Origin of the sequence: Halorubrum sp. CGM5_25_10-8B (assembly GCF_005435095.1) — an archaeon.
Taxonomy (GTDB): Archaea; Halobacteriota; Halobacteria; order Halobacteriales; family Haloferacaceae; genus Halorubrum; species Halorubrum ezzemoulense.
Window position 1 is genome coordinate 83,916 of record NZ_SGTY01000004.1, and the last position, 18,382, is coordinate 102,297.

Here is an 18,382-nt window from a genome sequence, read left to right on the forward strand (position 1 = left end):
TGTTCCGCACCGCCCGGCGCGCGCAAGGTTTGCCGGACGGCCCGGAAATCGCCGGTCGCCCGGTCTACAGCGCCTCGCGGTACGCTTCGAGCGTCGTCTCGACGTCCTCCTCCGTGTGCGCGTAGGAGGTGAACTGACACTCGTACTGGTTCGCGGTGAGGAACACGCCTCGGTCTTTCATCTTCTGCCAGAACACCCGCTCCCAGCGGTCGGTCGCAGCGTCGGCCACGTCGGCGCCCGTCTTCGGGCACGAGTCGTACCGGGCGCAGTCCGGGTCCTGCCGACAGCCGCCCGCGCAACAGGCGTCGACGTCGTCCGGCGCCTCGCGGGTGAACACCGTCTTGAACATCGAGTCGGTGCCGACGACGGTGTACTCCGGCGCGCGCTCGGCGCAGATCTCGGCGATCCCCTCCCGGAGCTGCCGACCGAGGCGGTTGACGTGCTCGTACACGTCGTTTTCGGCCGCGTACTCCAGCCCGGCCTTCCCGGCGGCCATCGTCACCGGGTGCCCGGAGAAGGTGCCGGACTGGAACACCTCGCCAGCGGGCGTGAACCCCTCGATGATCTCCGCTTTCCCGCCGATCGCGCCGACCGGGAAGCCGCCGCCGATGATCTTCCCGAACGTCGTCACGTCGGGGGTGACGCCGAACTTCGACTGGGCGCAGCCGAGGCCGCCCACCCGGAACCCGGTGATCACCTCGTCGAAGATCAGTAGCGAGCCGTGGTCGTCACAGAGGTCCCGCAGCGTCTCGTGGTAGCCGTCGACGGGCATCACGATCCCCTTGTTGGCGAGTATCGGCTCGACGAGGACGGCCGCGATCTCGTCGCCGTGTTCCGCGAACACCTCCTTCGCCGCCTGCGGGTCGTTGAACGGGATCGGCAAGGTGTGCTCGGCGAACGCCTCCGGGATCCCCGCCGTCGACGGGTGCGCGTCGCCCGGCGACCCTTCCACGAGCGTCGACTCCTGCGCGCCGTGGTAGCCGCCCCGCATCACGACGATCTTGTCGCGGTCGGTGTGGCCGCGCGCCAGTCGGACCGCCGAGACGGTCGCCTCCGTGCCGGAGTTGACGAAGCGGATCGACTCGACGCTCGGGACGTGCCGCGCCACGAACTCGGCGTGTTCGACCTCGATCTCCGTGGGCGCGCCGTACATCGGTCCCTCCGCGACGTGCGACTGGACCGCCGCCTCCACCGGGTCGGGCAGGTCGTGGCCGTAAAGGAGGGGGCCGTACCCCATCACCCAGTCGACGTAGCGGTTCCCGTCGGCGTCGATCACGTGGCCGCCGTCGCCGCGCTCGACGAAGAACGGGTGCGGCATCGTCGCCCGGACCGAGGAGTTGACGCCGCCCGGCATGACCGACAGCGCGCGGTCGTACAACTCGCGCGAGCGCTCGTGGTTCATACCGACCGGTTGGGTCGGCGGGCTGAAAGTAGTTGCCGAACCGCCGTCACGCCCGCCCGAAAAAAGTCCGTCCGTCGATCCGTGCGCGGTGTCTGCCCGCCGGGAGCGTCGCTACACCGCCTCCGTTCCGGTCGCACCGGTGCGGACTTGGAGCGCGTCCTCCACCGGCATGATGAACACCTTGCCGTCGCCGGCCTCGCCGGTCTTCGCGGCGTCGGCGATGGCGTCCGCGACCTCGTCGGCCGGGATGTCGGCCACGACGACCTCGACTTTCACCTTCTGGTGGAGATCGACGGTGAACTCCTCGCCGCGCCACTGGCCCTTCTTCGCGGGCTGGCTGCCGCGACCGGAGACGTTCGTCACCGTCAGCGAGGGGGCGTTGATCTCCGCGAGCGCCTGCTTGATGTCTCCGAGCTTGTCGGGGCGGACGACCGCCGTGACCATCTTGATGTCCGTGCCGGCCGCCGCGCCGCCGTCGGCCCGGGGAGACTCCCCATCGGACTCGGTCGTGTCGATCACCGACGGGCCGCCGTCGGTCGCGACGCGGTCGCCGCCGAACTCGGGGTAGGTCTCGACGCCGTGTTCGGAGATGTCGAGGCCCTCCTGTTCGTGCTCGGCGGTGACGCGCGCCTCGCCGGCGAGCTTGAGCACGTACCAGACCGCACCGGTTGCGGTGATCGTCCAGCCGCCGATGATGACCACGCCGACGAGCTGAGCGACGAAGTGGGCGCCGATGCCCGCGCTGAGCTGACCCGGTGCGGCGACGAACGGGAAGAGGAGCGTCCCGAGAACGCCAGCACTCCCGTGAACCGGGAACACCGCGCAGACGTCGTCGATCTTCAGGTTGTCCGAGACGAACTCGAAGACGATCGGGAGCTGCGCGCCGGCGAGCCCGCCGACGACGACGGCGCCCCACCATGCCGTGGTGTCGGGGATTGCGGTGATGCCGACGAGCCCGGCGAGCAGGCCGTTGGCGACGTAGAGGGTGTCGACCTTCCCGGTCTTCGCCCAGACAACGAGCGCGGCGCCGATCCCGCCGGACGCCATCGCGATCGTCGTCCCCATCGCGACGAGGTTGAGCGTCAGCGTGTTGAACACGCCGCCGCTGACCACCGACGCCGTGCCGACGTTGAAGCCGTACCAGCCGAACGCGAGGACGAGCGTCCCCAGCACGGCGAACGTCAGCGAGTGACCGGGGATGACGTTCGTCGAGCCGTCCTTCCCGTAGCGGTCCATCCGCGGCCCGAGGATGGCCGCGGCCGTGAGGCCCGCGATGCCGCCCATGCCGTGGACGATCATGCCGCCGGCGAAGTCGTGGAACGCGGTGCCCGTCAGCTGTGCGACGAGCCCGTCACCGGAGGCCGACCACGTGAAGGCGATGACCATCGGGTAGATGACCGCGGCCAGGAGGAACGTGTAGGTGACGTACGCGCGGAGCTTCGCGCGACCCGCGACCGCCCCGGAGACGATCGTCGCTGCGGTCATCGCGAACACCGCGCCGTAGAGCCAGTTGACGTAGGGACCGACCACGCCCGACTCGACGGCGAGTTCGCCGCCGGAGTACAGCGATCCCGCGGCGGAGGCGATCCCCGACGACCCGTTCACGAGGCTCGTGAACGCCGTGCCGATGAGGAAGAACACCGCCACCCCGACGCTCCACGTCAGGAGGTTCTTCGTCAGCTGGTTGGCGACGTTCTTCGACCGCACCTGCCCGGCCTCCAGCATGGCGAAGCCGGCGTGCATGAAGAAGATGAGGAACGTCACGACAAGGATCCACGTCCCGTTCATCGCGGACGCGAACGTGCTCGGATCGATCGTGGCGAGGACGCCGCCCGTCACAATTCATCCACCTCTACTGAACGCTCGTCCGATTCAAACCGTGCTTCGCTCGTGTTCATGTGCTGAATCACGTTTCGATTCCCGGGAACGCCTATACATAAACGTTAGAGTTGAGTTTCACAAAAAACACGGTTGATAATACGGCGGTCGTCCGATATAAGGACGTGGCTATGGAATATAAGGACGTTTTTCTCGCGGTTCCGCCGCAATTGTTGCGCTCGAACTCGACGGTCGTTGTGTAGCTCAGCTATCTATTTCGGCGTGATCCGTCGCCGAGCGGCGCTCTCGGGGCGGGCGCGGTCCCCTCTGGCGAGTATTGCCGCGCCGCCGTCCCGCGCTTGGGCGTCGCACGGGCTCTCCGTCCCGAATTCGGGTCGTTCCGGCCTCGTCGGCAGAAGTAGACGTTTGTCAACCCGTCTCGCGGTCCCTCGACGGAATCGATATCTCGGCGGTGTCAGACTGCCCTCTCCGCCGACCGATGTCCCGGAAACACCGTTATTCCGGCTTCAGACCCTCGTTCTGGACGCGCATCACGGCCTCGCCGTCGGCGAGGTTCGGCGCGTCGACGAGGCGGACGATCCGCTTGTCGCCCTTCGACTTGCGGAGGTACATCCGGAACGTGGAGGCGTGTCCGAGGATGTTGCCGCCGATCGCCTGCGTCGGGTCGCCGAAGTACGAGTCGGGATTCGACGCGACCTGGTTCGTGACGAGGATGGCGGTGTTGAACAGGTCGCCGATCCGCATCAGGTCGTGGAGGTGTTTGTTGAGCTTCTGCTGGCGATCCGCAAGCTCGCCCCGACCGACGTACTCCGCGCGGAAGTGCGCGGTGAGCGAGTCGACGCAGACGATCCGGATCGGCCATTCCGTCTCCTCGTGTTCGCCGGCCAGCTCCTTCGCCTTCTCGGCGAGCAGGATCTGGTGGTTGGAGTTGAACGCCTTCGCGACGTGGATCTGGTCGAGGAACGCCTCAACGAGCTCTTCGAGCGCCTCCTCGTCCGAGGGCGTCCCCTCGATCTCGCGGCGCTCCATCTCGTCGGCGAGGATCTCGTCGTCGAGCCCGCGGACCATGTCGTCGATCCGCTCCGGTCGGAACGTGTCCTCGGAGTCGACGAAGATACAGCCGCCGTCGAGGCCGCCGTTCTCCGGCTCTAGCTGGACGTTGACCGCCATCTGATGGGTAACCTGTGACTTCCCGGACCCGAACTCGCCGTACACCTCCGTGATCGACTGCGTCTCGATGCCGCCGCCGAGCAGGTCGTCCACCTCGTCGATCTGCCAGGAGAGCTTGCCGATCTCCTGGCGGCGCTCCAGCACGCTCGCGCCGGTCTCGAAGCCGCCGACGTCGGCGGCGTCGCGGGCGGCGTTGATGATGTCGGCGGCGGACGACTCGCCGATGTCGGCCGTGTTCGACATCTCGCCGGGGCTCGCGACGGCGATCGACTGGTAACTCTCGAATCCGTTGTCCACGAGCTTGTCCGCGGTTGCCGGGCCGACGCCGGGGAGGTCCTCGAGTTCGTCTTCAGGCATGTACACAGTGCTTGTTTGCCATCCCGTATAAAGACTGGTTTACACCCGAGTGAAAGTGAAGTTCGCCGAGCGTCACCGCTCGGTCGCGGTTCGCTATCTCTCGAAAGCGTTCGTCGGAGCGGCCCGCTCCGTCGCGCGGTGAAACTGGTCGAGGGGTCAGGGGCGACCCGGCGGTCGGGTCCTCAGAAGCCGACGCGGCGGACGTACCCGAGGTCGCGGATCTCCACGAGCAGGTCGCCCGACAGCTCGGCGTCGGTGATCACGTACAGCTTCGGGTCGTCGGTGAACTCGGGGTCCTCGCTCAGCACCTGCCGGATCGAGACGCCGCGGTCGGCCAGGATCCCCGTCACCTCGGCGACGATCCCGGCCTCGTCGGCGGCCGCGACCTCGATGGTGAGTACCGTCAGGTCGAGGACCGGGGCGAGGTCCATCAGGCTCGGGACCGACGAGATGTTGGTGAAGATGCGCTTCAGCTCGGGGTCGGCCAGGATCGCGTCGGTCGTCGAGTCCACGACGCGCCGGTCCACGTCGAGCTCGCGCGCGATGCCGGTGTAAGGGATCTCGATCCCGCCGGAGACGACCCGCCCCTCCTCGTTGACGGAGAAGCCGCGCTCCAAGAACAGCCGGATCACCGCCTGCTGGCTGGGTGACCCCTCGAACTTCTCGAGGATCTCGTCGAACATTCGTTGTCGGGAGTGGTCGCGGCCGGGCGTTAAAAAGGCGGGTGCGTCGCGGCCGGTCGCGTCGCGGTCGTCCGGCGACCCCGCCGGCCCGGACCACTTCCGCCCCGCCACCCGACCCCTTTTAGCCGACGCCGCCGAACTCCGCCCCGTGTCAGAGTCGCCGCACCTGCGGTTCTTCCCGTACGAGGAGCCGTACCCGAACCAGCGCGAGGCGATGGACCGGGTCGCCAACGCGCTGGACCGCGGACAGGACGTGCTGTTCGAGGGGGCGCCCGGGACCGGGAAGACCCTCTCGGCGCTCGTGCCCGCGCTGGAACACGCGCGCGAGCACGACCGCACGGTCGTCATCACGACCAACGTCCACCAGCAGATGCGGCAGTTCGTCGAGGACGCCCGCGCGATCACGCGCGAAGAACCCATCCGCGCGGTCGTGTTCAAGGGGAAGTCGTCGATGTGCCACATCGACGTCGACTACCAGGAGTGTCAGACCCTCCGCGACACCACCCGCGAGATGGTCGAGACGGAGAGCGAGGTCCGCGAGCTGGAGTCGCGACAGCGCGAGCTGCTGGCCGAGAGCCGCGAGGGCGATACGGGCGCCGCCGAGGCCCGCGAGTCGGTCATGGACGAACTCGACGAGCTGGAGGCGGAGATGGAGGAGTACGACGCCGCGAACGTCTGCGAACACTACCGCAACAATCTCACCCGCGACACGGACGACTTCTTCGGGTGGCTCTTCGAGGACGTCCGCACCCCCGACGACGTGTACGAGTACGCCGACGAGCGCGCGCTGTGCGGCTACGAGCTGCTGAAGAAGGGGATGGAGGGGGTCGACTTGGTCGTTTGTAACTACCACCACCTGCTCGACCCGAACATCCGCGAGCAGTTCTTCCGGTGGATCGACCGCGACCCGAGCGAGATAATCACCGTGTTCGACGAGGCGCACAACATCGAGGACGCCGCCCGCGACCACGCCACCCGAACGCTGACGGAGAACACGCTCGACGCCGCCTTAGACGAGGTGGCCGACAGCGACGACTCCCGCGCGGAGCCCGCCGAGAACGTCCTCCGCGCCTTCCGCGACGCCCTCGTCGAGACGTACGAGGACGCGCTCGGCTTCGGCGGCTCCGAGTCCGTGACGGAGAACTGGGAGGACATTGCGGTCGCCAACGACGACCGCCGCGACGACCTCACGCTCGCGTTCCTCCGCAACTACGAGGGGACGGGGATCGACGCGGAGACCGAGCTCGCCGTCCAGCTCGGCCAGGCGATAGACGAGGAGTACGAGCGCCGCTACCGGGACGGGGAGGCGACCACCCGGTCGGAGTCGCAGACGCTCGCGGCCGCCCGGTTCGTCTCGACGTGGATGGACGAGGGCGCGGAGTTCGGCCAGTATCCCGTGCTCTCCGTCCGGCGCGACGGCGGCACCGACGAGGTGTACGGCCGGGCGGAGCTGTACACCTGTATCCCGCGGAGCGTCACGAGCGAGCTGTTCGACGAGGTGGCCGCCTCGGTCCTGATGAGCGCGACGCTGCGCCCGTTCGACGTGACCGAGGACGTGCTGGGGCTGGAGGACGTCGCCTCGATGGCCTACGAGATGGGGTACCCCGAGGCGAACCGCCGGACGTTCGCCGCCGACGTGCCGCCGCTGTTCGCCGCCGACCGAAACGACCCGGAGACGCAGGAGGCCGTGTCGTCGCTGCTCCGCGACGCAATCCGCTTTACCCCGGGCAACATGCTCGCCTTCTTCCCGTCGTACGCCGAGGCCGAGCGCTACCACGAGCGGCTCGCGGGGGCGAGCGGGGGCGGAAGCGCCGCCGGCGGCGCTGCGGCGGACGCCGTCGACCTCGGTCCGATCCACCTCGACGGGCCGGGCGAGGACGAGGAGCGGCTCCGCAGCGAGTTCGTCGAGAGCGACGGCGCCGCGCTGTTCACCTCGCTGTGGGGGACGCTCGGCGAGGGCGTGAGCTTCGACGGCGACGACGCCCGGACGGTCGTCGTCGTGGGCGTCCCGTACCCGCACCTCTCGGACCGCACGGAGGCGGTCCAGGACGCCTACGACCGCGCGTTCGCGGACCGCGACCGCGCCCGCGACCCGGGGTGGACGTACGCGGTCGAGGTCCCGACGATCCGCAAGACGCGACAGGCGCTCGGCCGAGTGATCCGCGGCCCCGACGACTACGGCGTCCGGATCCTCGCGGACCGGCGCTACACGACCGCCGACATGGGGAAGTACTCGGTCCGGTCCGCGTTCCCGCCCGAGGAGCGCGAGGAGCTGCTCGACGTCGACCCCGCGAAGCTGAAGTTCGCGATGCTGAACTTCTATCAGGACCACGACGCGTACGACGGCCCGCCGCCGTCGCCGTGACGCGGGCGCGCGGTCTCGCTCCCGGGCGCTCGCCTCGACGTCACTTTCCCGGGCGCTCGCCTCGACGTCACTTCCGGCCGTCCTATCCGGGCATCGACGCGAGCAGGATCGAGACCAGGATCAGGAGCCCGGCCAGCAGCGTCGTGACCACGGCGTGGATCAGCGTCATCGCGGCGACCGCCCGCCGCGGCTGCTCGTAGCTCCACCAGAACATCGTCCCGTCGACGAGGAGCGCCGCGAGGAGGATGAGCCCCCCGGGGAGTTCGAGCCCGTTGCCGGCGACGCTGATCACCGCGGGCAGCGGGCCGATGTAGAGGGCCCGCCGCGGGTCGGCGTCGCCGAGGACGTTCCGGGCCGCGACGTGCGCGGTGAGACAGAGGAACAGCGCCAACAGGACGGTCGTCCCGAGCACGGAGACCGGCGTCACCGTCTGTAAGAGCATGGTCGCCATACGCGGGGACGGGTAAAAGTGATCGCGGAACGCGGTCGCGGTGTCGCCGCATCGCGGCCCCGTCTCGATCGCGGGCTCGCCGCGTCAGTCCAACAGCCCGAGGCCGTTCAGCTCCTCGACGATCACGTCGACGGCTGCCTCGGCGTCGGCGGGGCTCGTGCCGCCGGTGACGACCACTTTCCCGCTGCCGAAGAGCAGCGCGACGACCTCCGGCTCGTCGAGCCGGTAGACGAGCCCGGGGAACTGCTCCGGCTCGTACTCGATGTGTTCCAAGCCGAGCCCGATCGCGATCGCGTTCAGGTTCAGGCTCTCGCCGAGGTCGGCCGACGTGACGATGTTCTGGACGGTGACCTCCGGGTCCTCGATCGGGATCTGGAGCGCGCGGAGCTCCGCGAACACGATGTCGAGGCTCTCGTGGACCGCCTCGACCGAGTTCGCGCCCGTACAGACGATCTTCCCGGAGCGGAAGATCAGGGCGGCCGACTTCGGGTCCGTGGTGCGGTAGACGAGCCCGGGGAACTGCTCGGGGTCGTAGTCGGCGCCCTCGAGGTCCATCGCGACGCTCTGGAGATCGAGTTCCTGCCCGATCCCCGTGGAAGCGACGACGTTTTCGACGGTGATCGTCTCCTTCGGGTCGGCCCTCATTACCTCCATCCTCGCCCGAACGACTTAAAAAGGTGGCTGGTCGGAACCGCCACGCTATTGGCGTCGCCGCGCGGAGCGGTCGGCGTGTACTGGCTCGAACTCGCCGGCGAGACCGACGCCTTCGCCGCCCGCGAAGCGGCGACCGCGGCGACCGGCGTCGACCTCCTCGCGCCGGGGATCGCTCGGACCGGCGGGATCGACGGCGCGCACGTCCGGCGCCTCGCGTACACGCGCGCCGCCCACGATGCGGTCGCGCGGACGGACGCCGACGTCGACGCCGCGGTCGCCGCGCTCCGCGCCGCGCCGCTCGACCGCTCCGGAAGCGTGGCGGTCCGCGCCCGCAACGTCCGGGGAACGTCGGGAGTCTCCACCGAGGCGGTCGAGCGCGAACTCGGGAGCGTCCTCGTCGACCGCGGGTTCGACGTCGACCTCGACGACCCCGACCACGTCCTCCGCGCGCTCTTCGCCGCCGGCCCGCGCGCCGAACACGACGCGGTGGCCGGCGCGGACGGCGGCGACGCGGACCTGTGCGCGCTCGGGTGGGTCGCCGCCGAGGCCGCCCGCGACTTCGCGCCGGGCCCCACCGACCGCCCCTTCTTCCAGCCGGGGAGCATGGCCCCGGCCGACGCCCGCGCCTACGCCAACCTCGCGGGCGCCGCCCCCGGGCGGACCCTGCTCGATCCCATGTGCGGCACCGGCGGTCTCCCCCTCGAAGCGGGCCTCGTCGGCGCCGACGCGGTCGCCTGCGACGCGCAGGCGAAGATGGCCGACGGCGCGCGGCGGAACTTCCGCGCATACCTCGCCGACGACGCCGACGCTCCCTCCCCCGACTGGCACGTCGCCCGCGGCGACGCGACCGCGCTCCCGCTTCCCGACGACGCCGTCGACGGGGTCGCGTTCGACGCCCCCTACGGCCGACAGTCGAAGATCGCGCGCCACGAGCTGGCCGACCTCGTCGCGGGCGCGCTTGCGGAGGCGGCCCGGGTCGCGCCGCGCGCGGTGCTGATCGCCGACCGCGACTGGCGCGGCCCCGCCCGCGACGCCGGGTGGACCGTCGACGCGGCGTTCGAGCGCCGGGTTCACCGGTCGCTGACGCGCCACGTGCTGGTGTTGCGCCGCGAGGCGGACGCGGGAGGCGAGGCGGACCCGGCGGATATCTCGCCCGACGCGGACGGAAGCTTGCCGGACCGAGAGTGAACGACCGATCGGCGGAATCGCTCTTATCCGACGCTGGCGCGACAAGTTTCAGTTCCGCCCCGACGCCGGGCAACGGTTAAGTGCGCGGCCTCTCGTGGTACTCGCATGACCGGGGACGGCGGGGACATGCTCTCGTGGGACGAGTCGGTGTTCCGCGACGAGTCGGTGTTCGAGATCGACCACGTCCCCGAGACGTTCCGCCACCGCGAGAGCCAACTGGAGAACCTCAAGTACGCGCTCCGCCCCGCGGTTCGCGGCTCCCGCCCGCTCAACACGATGGTTCGCGGACCGCCGGGAACCGGCAAGACCACCGCGGTCCAGAAGCTCTTCGGCGAGCTCGGCGCCCGGACCGAGGTGCGGACGGTCCGCGTCAACTGCCAGGTCGACTCCACGCGCTACGCGGTGTTCTCCCGGCTGTTCGAGGGGATCTTCGAGTACGAACCCCCGTCGTCGGGCATCTCCTTCAAGAAGTTGTTCGGCCAGATCACCGACCGCCTCGTCGAGGAGGACGAGGTGCTCGTCGTCGCCTTGGACGACGTGAACTACCTCTTCTACGAGAACGAGGCCTCCGACACGCTGTACTCGCTCCTCCGCGCCCACGAGGCGCACTCCGGCGCGAAGATCGGCGTCATCGTCGTCTCCTCGGACCTCGGGCTCGACGTGATCGACGACCTCGACACCCGTGTCCAGTCGGTCTTCCGGCCCGAGGAGGTGTACTTCCCCGTCTACGACGCGACCGAGATCTACGACATCCTCGCCGAGCGCGCCAAGCGCGGCTTCCACGAGGGCGTCATCGGTGACGCCGAACTGGAGCGGGTCGCCGACCTCACCGCCGAGAGCGGCGACCTCCGGGTCGGGATCGACCTCCTGCGCCGGGCCGGGCTCAACGCGGAGATGCGCGCCTCGAAGACCGTCTCGAAGGAGGACGTCGAGGACGCGTACGACAAGTCGAAGCACGTCCACCTCTCGCGGTCGCTGCGCGGGCTCTCCGACTCCGAGCGTGACCTCGTCCGCGTCCTCGCCGAGCACGACGGCGAGCGCGCCGGCGCGGTGTACGACGCGTTTAACGACGAGACGGGGCTCGGCTACACCCGCTACTCGGAGATCATCAACAAGCTCGATCAGCTCGGCGTGATCGACGCGGAGTACGCCGACGTCGACGGCCGCGGCCGCTCCCGCGAACTCTCCTTGGCCTACGACGCGGAGGCCGTCTTGGACCGGTTGGAGTAGGCGGCGACCTACCTCTCGTCGTCACCACGCGCCGTCTCGTACCCAGTCGCCCATGCGAGGGCCCCGACGGCGAGGATCGCGACGGTCTCTCGGTCCGACCCGACGAGGGACTGCGCGACGACGGAGACGGCCCCGACCGAGACGGCGACGTACGCGCCTTCGGGGACCGCGAAGGGGAGTCGACCGCGCGACTGAAGCGCCGCGGTCACGAACATCGCACCGAGGAGCGTCAGGCCGAACAGCGGGAGGACAGCGGTTGCCGAGGACACACTTCCGACTGATCGCGTCGCGAGTAATACATTTCGGCGGTCGCGCGGTCGGAGCGAACCGCCGACGCCTTTTCAATAGCTCCGCCCGCACCTCGTCGCATGAAGACGAGCGGCGGGAGCGACGCGATGAAGCGGCGCGCCGGCGAGTCGGCGGCCGAGGCCGTCACCGACGGCGACGTGGTCGGACTGGGGACGGGGTCGACGGCGGCGCACGCGATCCGGCGGCTCGGGGACCGGGTCGACGCCGGCCTCGACGTCCGGGGCGTCCCGACCTCGTTCGCGAGCCGCGAACTCGCGGTCGGGGCGGGGATTCCCTGCCTCGACCTCTCCGAGGCGGTCGGTCTCGACGGCCCGGGTATCGACCTCGCCATCGACGGCGCGGACCAGGTGGCGACCGGCGTCGACGGGGGCGGCGCCCCCGACACCGGCGGGGCTCTGATAAAGGGCGGCGGCGCGGCCCACGCCCGCGAGAAGTTGGTCGACGCCGCGGCCGACCGCTTCCTCGTCGTCGCGGACCCCTCGAAGGAGTCGCCGCGGCTGGACCGGCCGGTCCCGGTCGAGGTGCTGCCATCGGGGCGGACTGCCGTCGCCGCGGCCGTCCGGGAGGCCGACGGCGAGCCGACGCTGCGGCGCGCGGAGCGGAAGGACGGTCCGGTGGTGACTGACAACGGGAACCTCGTGCTCGACTGCGCGTTCGGCGAGATCGCCGACCCGGTCGCCCTGTCGGCGACGCTGGCCGAGGTTCCGGGCGTGGTCGAGCACGGGCTGTTCGTCGGGATGACCGACGAGATACATGTCGGCACCGAGTCCGGCGTCCGGATCGAGTCGGTCTGATATCCCCGGGCGACGCCCCGCAGCGCGGCCGCTCGGCGGGCGGCACGCAAATAAAATGGAACGGAAACGAGTTCCGTCTTAGAGGTCGCGCGGCTGGACCGTCTTCCGGTCGTTGGCCTCGGCGCGGCGCGCGGCGTCTTCGAGCAGCTCGTCCACTTCGTCGTCCAGCGCGTCGTAGAAGTCCGAAGCGACGTTCTTGTCGTCCAGGGCTTCCTTGACGGCCGCTTTGACAATGAGGTCTGCCATGCGATCGGGCCTACCCGGTGATGGTTAATAAGAGTTCCTGAATTCGACCGCGAGGGGCGCCGTGCGGCCCGTTCGCGGGAGGCCGCGAGTACAAGCGCGTATAAGTCTTGTGAGATTCTCGTCTCCGCCCCGCCGCGAGCACGACGCGAAACGCGGCCCGACCCCGCTCCGAGCGCGGTCCGGACGGAGCGCGCGTCGTCGCGTGACGCTCGCGAACGCGCTTCGACCCCGGCTCGACCTCGCGCGCGGCGCGCCCGGCTCGAACCGACAGCTTCGACCGAGGCCGCCCCCGACGACGCCCCATGCGAGAGACGTTAGCGGCGCTGGAGGCGGGTGAGATCGGCATCGAGGAGGCGGAGTCGCGGCTCGCGGGCTACGCGACCACGGACGCGGGGCGCTTCGACGCCGCCCGCGAGCGACGCCGCGGGATCCCGGAGGCGATCCTCGCGGAGGGGAAGACACCCGCGGAGGTCGCCGCCCTGGCGACGACGGCGCTCGACACCACCGGCCGGGCGCTCGTGACGCGGGCGGACGAGGCGACGGCGGCCGCGGTGGCGTCGGCGGTCGGCGACGTGGGACCGGACGCGACGGTCGAGCGCGACGATCGGACCGGGACCGTCGTCGCGCACGCGGCCGACTTCGAACTCCCCTCGCTCGACGCCGCGGTCGCGGTCGTGGCCGCCGGCACCGCGGACGCGCCCGTCGCCGGCGAGGCCGCGGTCGTCGCCCGCGAGATCGGGGCGACCGTCGACCGGGTCGACGACGTCGGCGTCGCCAACCTCGACCGGATCGTAGACCAGGCCGACCGGGTCCGCGAGGCGGACGCCGTCGTGGTCGCGGCGGGTCGCGAGGGGGCGCTCCCGACGGTCGTCGCCGGCCTCGTCGACGCCCCCGTGATCGCGCTCCCCGTCTCGACCGGCTACGGCGTCGGCGGCGAGGGAGTGGCGGCTTTGGAGGGGGCGCTTCAGTCGTGCTCCGTGCTGACGACCGTCAACGTCGACGCCGGGTTCGTCGCCGGTGCGCAGGCCGGGCTGATCGCCCGCGCGGTCGACGCCGCGCGCGCCGAGTGAGCGGGGGGATCGAGCGAGGAGATCCGGCGACATCCGGACTCTCTTAACCGACCGTATACCGGCAGCCGACTGGGTCGAAAAAGGGTATTAGTTCGTCGAGCCCGTATGGTAGTTGCCGACGCACGTCGGCATCACATGCCACGCTGTGACCACTGCGGGTCGCACGTCTCGGACCGCTTCGCTCGCGTCTTCGCGGACGAACGCGGCGACCTGAACGCGTGCCCGAAGTGCTCCGCGAACGCGGGCATCGCAGAGGTGTCTCGCGAGCGGACTCGAACCGGGGACTGACCGGCGAAACGCCGATCGAAGGACGAGCGCACGGGGAGCGACTGCTCCGTTCGCCTGCCCCTCCGGGCACACCCGCACACACTTGCCGCTCGCGCTCGGACGGCCGACCGTGGCCGACCACCACGTGTACGTCATCGAGTGCGCCGACGGCACCCTCTACACCGGGTACACGACCGACGTCGAGCGGCGCGTCGCCGAACACGACGCCGGCGAGGGCGCGAAGTACACCCGCGGGCGGACCCCCGTCACCCTCCGCCACGTCGAGTCGTTCGACTCGAAGTCGGCGGCGATGTCGCGGGAGTACGCGGTCAAGTCGCTGTCGCGCGCCGAGAAAGAGCGGCTGATCGGCGAGGGCGACGACGCGGGGGACTGACCGCTTCGCCTCTCGCTCACTCCACGAGGCGCTCGATTTCCGTGACGAGGATGCCGGTCGCGCCGACCGACCGGAGCTCCGAAATCGTCTCGAACACGTCGCGCTCGTCGACGACGGCGTGGACCGCCACCATCCCGTTGCCGTTCTCGTCGGCCTCGACGTCCATCACGGTCGGGCCGCCGAGCCCGGGGATCACGTCCTTCACTGCGTCGAGCCGCTCTTTCGGCGCGTTCATCATCAGGTAGCGACGGCCGTCCGCGGCGAGGACGGACTCGAAGGCGGTCACGACCTGCTCGACCTTCGTGTCGTCGACCACGTCGGGGCGCGCGAACAGCCGGACGGAGGAGTCGAGCACGTCGTCGATCACCGCCAGCCGGTTCACTTTCAGCGTCGTCCCCGTCGAGGTGATGTCGACGATGGCGTCCGCCATGTCGACGTGCGGGGTCAGCTCCGTCGCGCCCGTCACCGTGACCACGTCGGCGTCGACGCCCACGCGGTCGAGGTAGTCGCGGGTGACGTTCGGAAACTCGGTCGCGACCGTCCTGTCCGCTAGGTCCTCGACCGCCGACACCCCGCCGGCCTCGGGCGCGGCGAGGACGAGCCGACAGGAACCGTAGCCCAGGTCGAGCAGGTCGACGAGGTCGCCCTCGGCCGCCGCGCTCGCGGCGTCGACGACGCCGCCGGACTCGGCCGCCTGATCGAGGCCGGTGACGCCGAGGTCGGCCGCGCCGTCGCGGACGTACTCGGGGATGTCGGCCGCCCGCGCGAACAGCACCGTCACGTCCTCGTCGACGGTGTCGGCGTACAGCTGGCGGTCGGCGGTCTCCTCGACGTGGAGCCCCGCGCGCTCCAACAGCGAGAGCGTCGGCTCGTGTAGGCGGCCCTTGTTGGGGACGGCGATGCGCATACGGGGAGCGTCGCGCGGACAGGGGGAAACGTTTTCGTCCGGAGGGGCGGGACTGGTAGCGACGCGAGACTGGTTATAAACAGATGCGGTGGCGCGTGCCGGTGAGCGACCGTCAGGCCGCGAACCGCACGCGCGAGGGAGTCGGTCGCCGAGCGAAGCGACGGCGACCGACGAGGCTGGGGAGGTGTGAGGCGCGGTGCCGTGCGGGGTGGGACCCAAAGGGGTAGTCGCCGGCGGCGAAGCCGCCGGCTGCCCGTGGCGCGTAGCGCCACGCTGCCGCGAGGGCGCAGTAGGCGTTCAGGAGAGCGAAGCTCTCATGAGCCAATCAGAACGCGGAGCGTTCTGATGACGACGTAAGCACCGCAGGGAGCGAACGGAGTGAGCAACCGAGGAGCGCAACAAGCGTACTGCGCCCTCGCAGTTGGGGCTTTGGCGGTGTTCGTCGCCGATTCGTTACCAACCGCTTATATACGAGTCGCCGGTCGCGTCGAATCTTCTTCCGACCACCCAGTACGCGACGGGGAGGCAGCCGGCGAACGCGACCGGCCAGACGGTCAGCTGGGAGATCGGATCGGGCGGCGAGACGAGGCTCCCGACGACCAGCCCCGCGGGACCGGCGACGGCGACGATCGCGGTGGCCCGCTCCCACCGCGACGGCGGGTACTCGCGAGACCGTCCGCGGCGCCACCACAGCAGGTAGTAGAGCAGCACAATTCCCGAGAGCGGTGCGAAGACGCCCCAGACGGCCGGATAGTCACTTCCGCGGGCGTGCGCGTCGAGGTTCACCCAGACGCCGGATGCGAGCCAGACGAACAGCACTAGGGCGGCGCCGAAGGCGACGGGGGGAGTGAGAAGGGACACGACCGGGTGTTCCGCCGGATCCGTAATCGGTTTTTCCCCGAGCGGAACCGTCCGCGCGGAACCGGTTTCGTCGCAGTCACCGACGTAGCCGCGCCGCTCAAGTGGCTCGCCGCCCAACGACGCGTATCGTGAGCGACGCCGACTCCCCCCTCTCGGAGGACCGCCCGACCGTCGACCGCCCGCTCCGCGTCGACGCCCCGTTCGAGCCCGCGGGCGACCAGCCCGAGGCGATCGAGCAACTCGTCGAGGGGTACGAGTCGGGCGCGACAAAGCAGACGCTGCTCGGCGTGACGGGGTCCGGGAAGACCAACACCGTCTCGTGGGTCGCCGAGGAGTTGGACCAGCCCACTCTCGTTCTCGCCCACAACAAGACGCTCGCGGCCCAGCTGTACGAGGAGTTCCGCGAGCTGTTCCCGGACAACGCCGTCGAGTACTTCGTCTCCTACTACGACTACTACCAGCCGGAGGCGTACGTCGAGCAGACGGACACGTTCATCGACAAGGAGATGTCGATAAACGAGGAGATCGACCGCCTGCGCCACTCCGCGACGCGCTCCCTGCTGACCCGCGACGACGTGATCGTCGTCGCGAGCGTCTCGGCCATCTACGGGCTAGGCGACCCGGGGAACTACCGCGACATGGCGCTCCGCCTGGAGGTCGGCGAGGAGGTCGGCCGCGAGGAGCTGCTCACCCGGCTCGTCGACCTGAACTACGAGCGCAACGACGTGGACTTCACGCAGGGGACGTTCCGCGTCCGGGGCGACACCGTCGAGATATACCCGATGTACGGGCGCTACGCGGTGCGCGTCGAGCTGTGGGGCGAGGAGATCGACCGGATGATCAAGGTGGACCCGATGCACGGCGAGGTCGTCTCCGAGGAGCCCGCGGTGATGCTCCACCCGGCGGAGCACTACTCGATCCCGGACGACAAGCTGGAGCAGGCGATCGCGGAGATCGAGGACCTGATGGAGAAGCGGGTGAGCTACTTCGAGCGGCAGGGCGACCTCGTGGCCGCCCAGCGCATCGAGGAGCGGACCACCTTCGACATCGAGATGCTGCGGGAGGCGGGCTACTGCTCCGGGATCGAGAACTACTCGGTCCACATGGACGACCGCGAGTCCGGCGACGCCCCCTACACCCTGCTGGACTACTTCCCCGACGACTTCCTCACCGTCGTCGACGAGTCCCACCAGACGATCCCGCAGATCAAAGGGCAGTACGAGGGCGACAAGTCGCGGAAGGACTCGCTCGTCGAGAACGGGTTCCGGCTCCCGACCGCCTACGACAACCGCCCCCTGACGTTCGAGGAGTTCGAGGAGAAGACGGACCGCACCCTCTACGTCTCCGCGACGCCGGGCGACTACGAGCGCGAGACCTCCGACCGGATCGTCGAGCAGATCGTCCGGCCGACCCACCTCGTCGATCCGAAGGTGGAGGTGACGGGGGCCACCGGGCAGGTCGACGACCTCCTCGAGCGCGTCGACGACCGGATCGAGCGCGACGAGCGCGTCCTCGTCACCACGCTCACCAAGCGGATGGCCGAGGACCTCACGGAGTACCTCGAGGAAGCGGGCGTCGACGTGGCGTACATGCACGACGAGACCGACACCCTCGAACGCCACGAGATCATCCGCGACCTCCGCCTGGGCAACATCGACGTGCTCGTCGGGATCAACCTGCTCCGCGAGGGGCTCGACATCCCGGAGGTGAGCCTCGTCGCCATCCTCGACGCCGACCAAGAGGGGTTCCTCCGCTCCACCACGACGCTCGTCCAGACCATGGGGCGGGCCGCGCGCAACGTCAACGGCGAGGTCGTCCTCTACGCCGACGAGGTGACCGACTCGATGGAGGCGGCGATCGAGGAGACCCAGCGCCGGCGCGAGATCCAACTGGAGTACAACGCCGAGCACGGCTACGAGGCGACCACCATCGACAAGCCGGTCAGCGAGACGAACCTCCCCGGCTCGAAGACGGACACCTCGTCGGTCAGCGTCGGCGACGTGGAGAGCGAAGCCGAGGCGAAAGCCCAGATCGAGGCCCTCGAGGACCGCATGGATGAGGCCGCGAGCAACCTCGAGTTCGAGCTGGCGGCCGACATCCGCGACCGGATCGCGGAGCTGCGCCGCGCGTTCGAGATCGACGGCGGCGACGAGGGCGTGCCCGCGCCGATGATCGACGAGTAGCGCCCGATTCTC

The 18,382-nt window shown here is 69.8% G+C and carries 18 protein-coding genes; 8 read left to right on the forward strand and 10 right to left on the reverse strand.

The window, feature by feature from the left end:
• Window positions 1-64: 64 nt before the first annotated feature.
• The 4 genes from EXE51_RS04855 to EXE51_RS04870 all read right to left on the reverse strand — a co-directional run bounded on the left by EXE51_RS04855 (window position 65) and on the right by EXE51_RS04870 (window position 5,451).
• Entirely contained in the window at window positions 65-1,402 is a 1,338-nt protein-coding gene (locus tag EXE51_RS04855) for a glutamate-1-semialdehyde 2,1-aminomutase (protein WP_086216037.1), read from the reverse strand.
• 111 nt (window positions 1,403-1,513) lie between these two features.
• Window positions 1,514-3,241 carry an ammonium transporter gene (locus tag EXE51_RS04860; RefSeq protein ID WP_176454938.1) on the reverse strand — a complete coding sequence of 576 codons (1,728 nt, stop codon included), beginning with the start codon at window positions 3,239-3,241 and terminating at the stop codon, window positions 1,514-1,516.
• 495 nt (window positions 3,242-3,736) lie between these two features.
• Entirely contained in the window at window positions 3,737-4,768 is a 1,032-nt protein-coding gene (gene radA / locus EXE51_RS04865) for a DNA repair and recombination protein RadA (protein WP_049932122.1), read from the reverse strand.
• A 182-nt stretch (window positions 4,769-4,950) separates the two neighbouring features.
• The gene (locus EXE51_RS04870; protein WP_089308480.1) at window positions 4,951-5,451 is read right to left on the reverse strand and encodes an ACT domain-containing protein; all 501 of its coding nucleotides are present in this window, start codon (window positions 5,449-5,451) and stop codon (window positions 4,951-4,953) included.
• 148 nt (window positions 5,452-5,599) lie between these two features.
• Between EXE51_RS04870 and EXE51_RS04875 the strand changes: the two genes are divergently transcribed.
• Complete coding sequence (locus EXE51_RS04875) at window positions 5,600-7,816, forward strand: ATP-dependent DNA helicase (protein ID WP_137692109.1); 2,217 nt, start codon at window positions 5,600-5,602, stop codon at window positions 7,814-7,816.
• An 82-nt stretch (window positions 7,817-7,898) separates the two neighbouring features.
• Here the strand turns inward: EXE51_RS04875 and EXE51_RS04880 are convergent, their stop codons facing one another.
• On the reverse strand, window positions 7,899-8,258 hold the full coding sequence (locus EXE51_RS04880) for a hypothetical protein (protein ID WP_049932127.1): 360 nt from the start codon (window positions 8,256-8,258) through the stop codon (window positions 7,899-7,901).
• A 93-nt stretch (window positions 8,259-8,351) separates the two neighbouring features.
• Window positions 8,352-8,912: a TATA-box-binding protein gene (locus tag EXE51_RS04885; RefSeq protein ID WP_049932128.1), complete on the reverse strand. Its 561-nt coding sequence runs from the start codon at window positions 8,910-8,912 to the stop codon at window positions 8,352-8,354.
• A gap of 84 nt (window positions 8,913-8,996) precedes the next feature.
• Here EXE51_RS04885 and EXE51_RS04890 point away from each other — a divergent pair, with 84 nt between their 5' ends.
• Window positions 8,997-10,109 carry a TIGR01177 family methyltransferase gene (locus EXE51_RS04890; protein ID WP_241990583.1) on the forward strand — a complete coding sequence of 371 codons (1,113 nt, stop codon included), beginning with the start codon at window positions 8,997-8,999 and terminating at the stop codon, window positions 10,107-10,109.
• A 105-nt stretch (window positions 10,110-10,214) separates the two neighbouring features.
• Window positions 10,215-11,339, forward strand: coding sequence for an ORC1-type DNA replication protein (locus tag EXE51_RS04895; protein WP_049932129.1), 1,125 nt, complete (start codon window positions 10,215-10,217; stop codon window positions 11,337-11,339).
• 8 nt (window positions 11,340-11,347) lie between these two features.
• Here the strand turns inward: EXE51_RS04895 and EXE51_RS04900 are convergent, their stop codons facing one another.
• Window positions 11,348-11,608: a hypothetical protein gene (locus tag EXE51_RS04900; protein ID WP_049932131.1), complete on the reverse strand. Its 261-nt coding sequence runs from the start codon at window positions 11,606-11,608 to the stop codon at window positions 11,348-11,350.
• 99 nt (window positions 11,609-11,707) lie between these two features.
• Between EXE51_RS04900 and rpiA the strand changes: the two genes are divergently transcribed.
• On the forward strand, window positions 11,708-12,442 hold the full coding sequence (rpiA, locus tag EXE51_RS04905; RefSeq protein ID WP_137692110.1) for a ribose-5-phosphate isomerase RpiA: 735 nt from the start codon (window positions 11,708-11,710) through the stop codon (window positions 12,440-12,442).
• Window positions 12,443-12,520: 78 nt separating this feature from the next.
• On the opposite strand, the gene EXE51_RS04910 is transcribed toward rpiA, so the two are convergent.
• Entirely contained in the window at window positions 12,521-12,688 is a 168-nt protein-coding gene (locus EXE51_RS04910) for a DUF1931 family protein (protein WP_004047560.1), read from the reverse strand.
• 302 nt (window positions 12,689-12,990) lie between these two features.
• Here EXE51_RS04910 and larB point away from each other — a divergent pair, with 302 nt between their 5' ends.
• The 3 genes from larB (at window position 12,991) to EXE51_RS04920 (ending at window position 14,419) form a co-directional block, all read left to right on the forward strand.
• On the forward strand, window positions 12,991-13,758 hold the full coding sequence (gene larB, locus EXE51_RS04915) for a nickel pincer cofactor biosynthesis protein LarB (protein WP_094494219.1): 768 nt from the start codon (window positions 12,991-12,993) through the stop codon (window positions 13,756-13,758).
• 135 nt (window positions 13,759-13,893) lie between these two features.
• Entirely contained in the window at window positions 13,894-14,046 is a 153-nt protein-coding gene (locus EXE51_RS17700) for a hypothetical protein (protein ID WP_008440770.1), read from the forward strand.
• A gap of 109 nt (window positions 14,047-14,155) precedes the next feature.
• Window positions 14,156-14,419 carry a GIY-YIG nuclease family protein gene (locus EXE51_RS04920; protein ID WP_049932157.1) on the forward strand — a complete coding sequence of 88 codons (264 nt, stop codon included), beginning with the start codon at window positions 14,156-14,158 and terminating at the stop codon, window positions 14,417-14,419.
• 16 nt (window positions 14,420-14,435) lie between these two features.
• Here the strand turns inward: EXE51_RS04920 and hisG are convergent, their stop codons facing one another.
• Window positions 14,436-15,326, reverse strand: coding sequence for an ATP phosphoribosyltransferase (hisG, locus tag EXE51_RS04925; RefSeq protein WP_137692111.1), 891 nt, complete (start codon window positions 15,324-15,326; stop codon window positions 14,436-14,438).
• A gap of 453 nt (window positions 15,327-15,779) precedes the next feature.
• Window positions 15,780-16,187: a hypothetical protein gene (locus EXE51_RS04930; RefSeq protein ID WP_137692112.1), complete on the reverse strand. Its 408-nt coding sequence runs from the start codon at window positions 16,185-16,187 to the stop codon at window positions 15,780-15,782.
• A gap of 128 nt (window positions 16,188-16,315) precedes the next feature.
• Here EXE51_RS04930 and uvrB point away from each other — a divergent pair, with 128 nt between their 5' ends.
• Window positions 16,316-18,370: an excinuclease ABC subunit UvrB gene (uvrB, locus tag EXE51_RS04935; protein ID WP_086216334.1), complete on the forward strand. Its 2,055-nt coding sequence runs from the start codon at window positions 16,316-16,318 to the stop codon at window positions 18,368-18,370.
• Window positions 18,371-18,382: the final 12 nt, after the last annotated feature.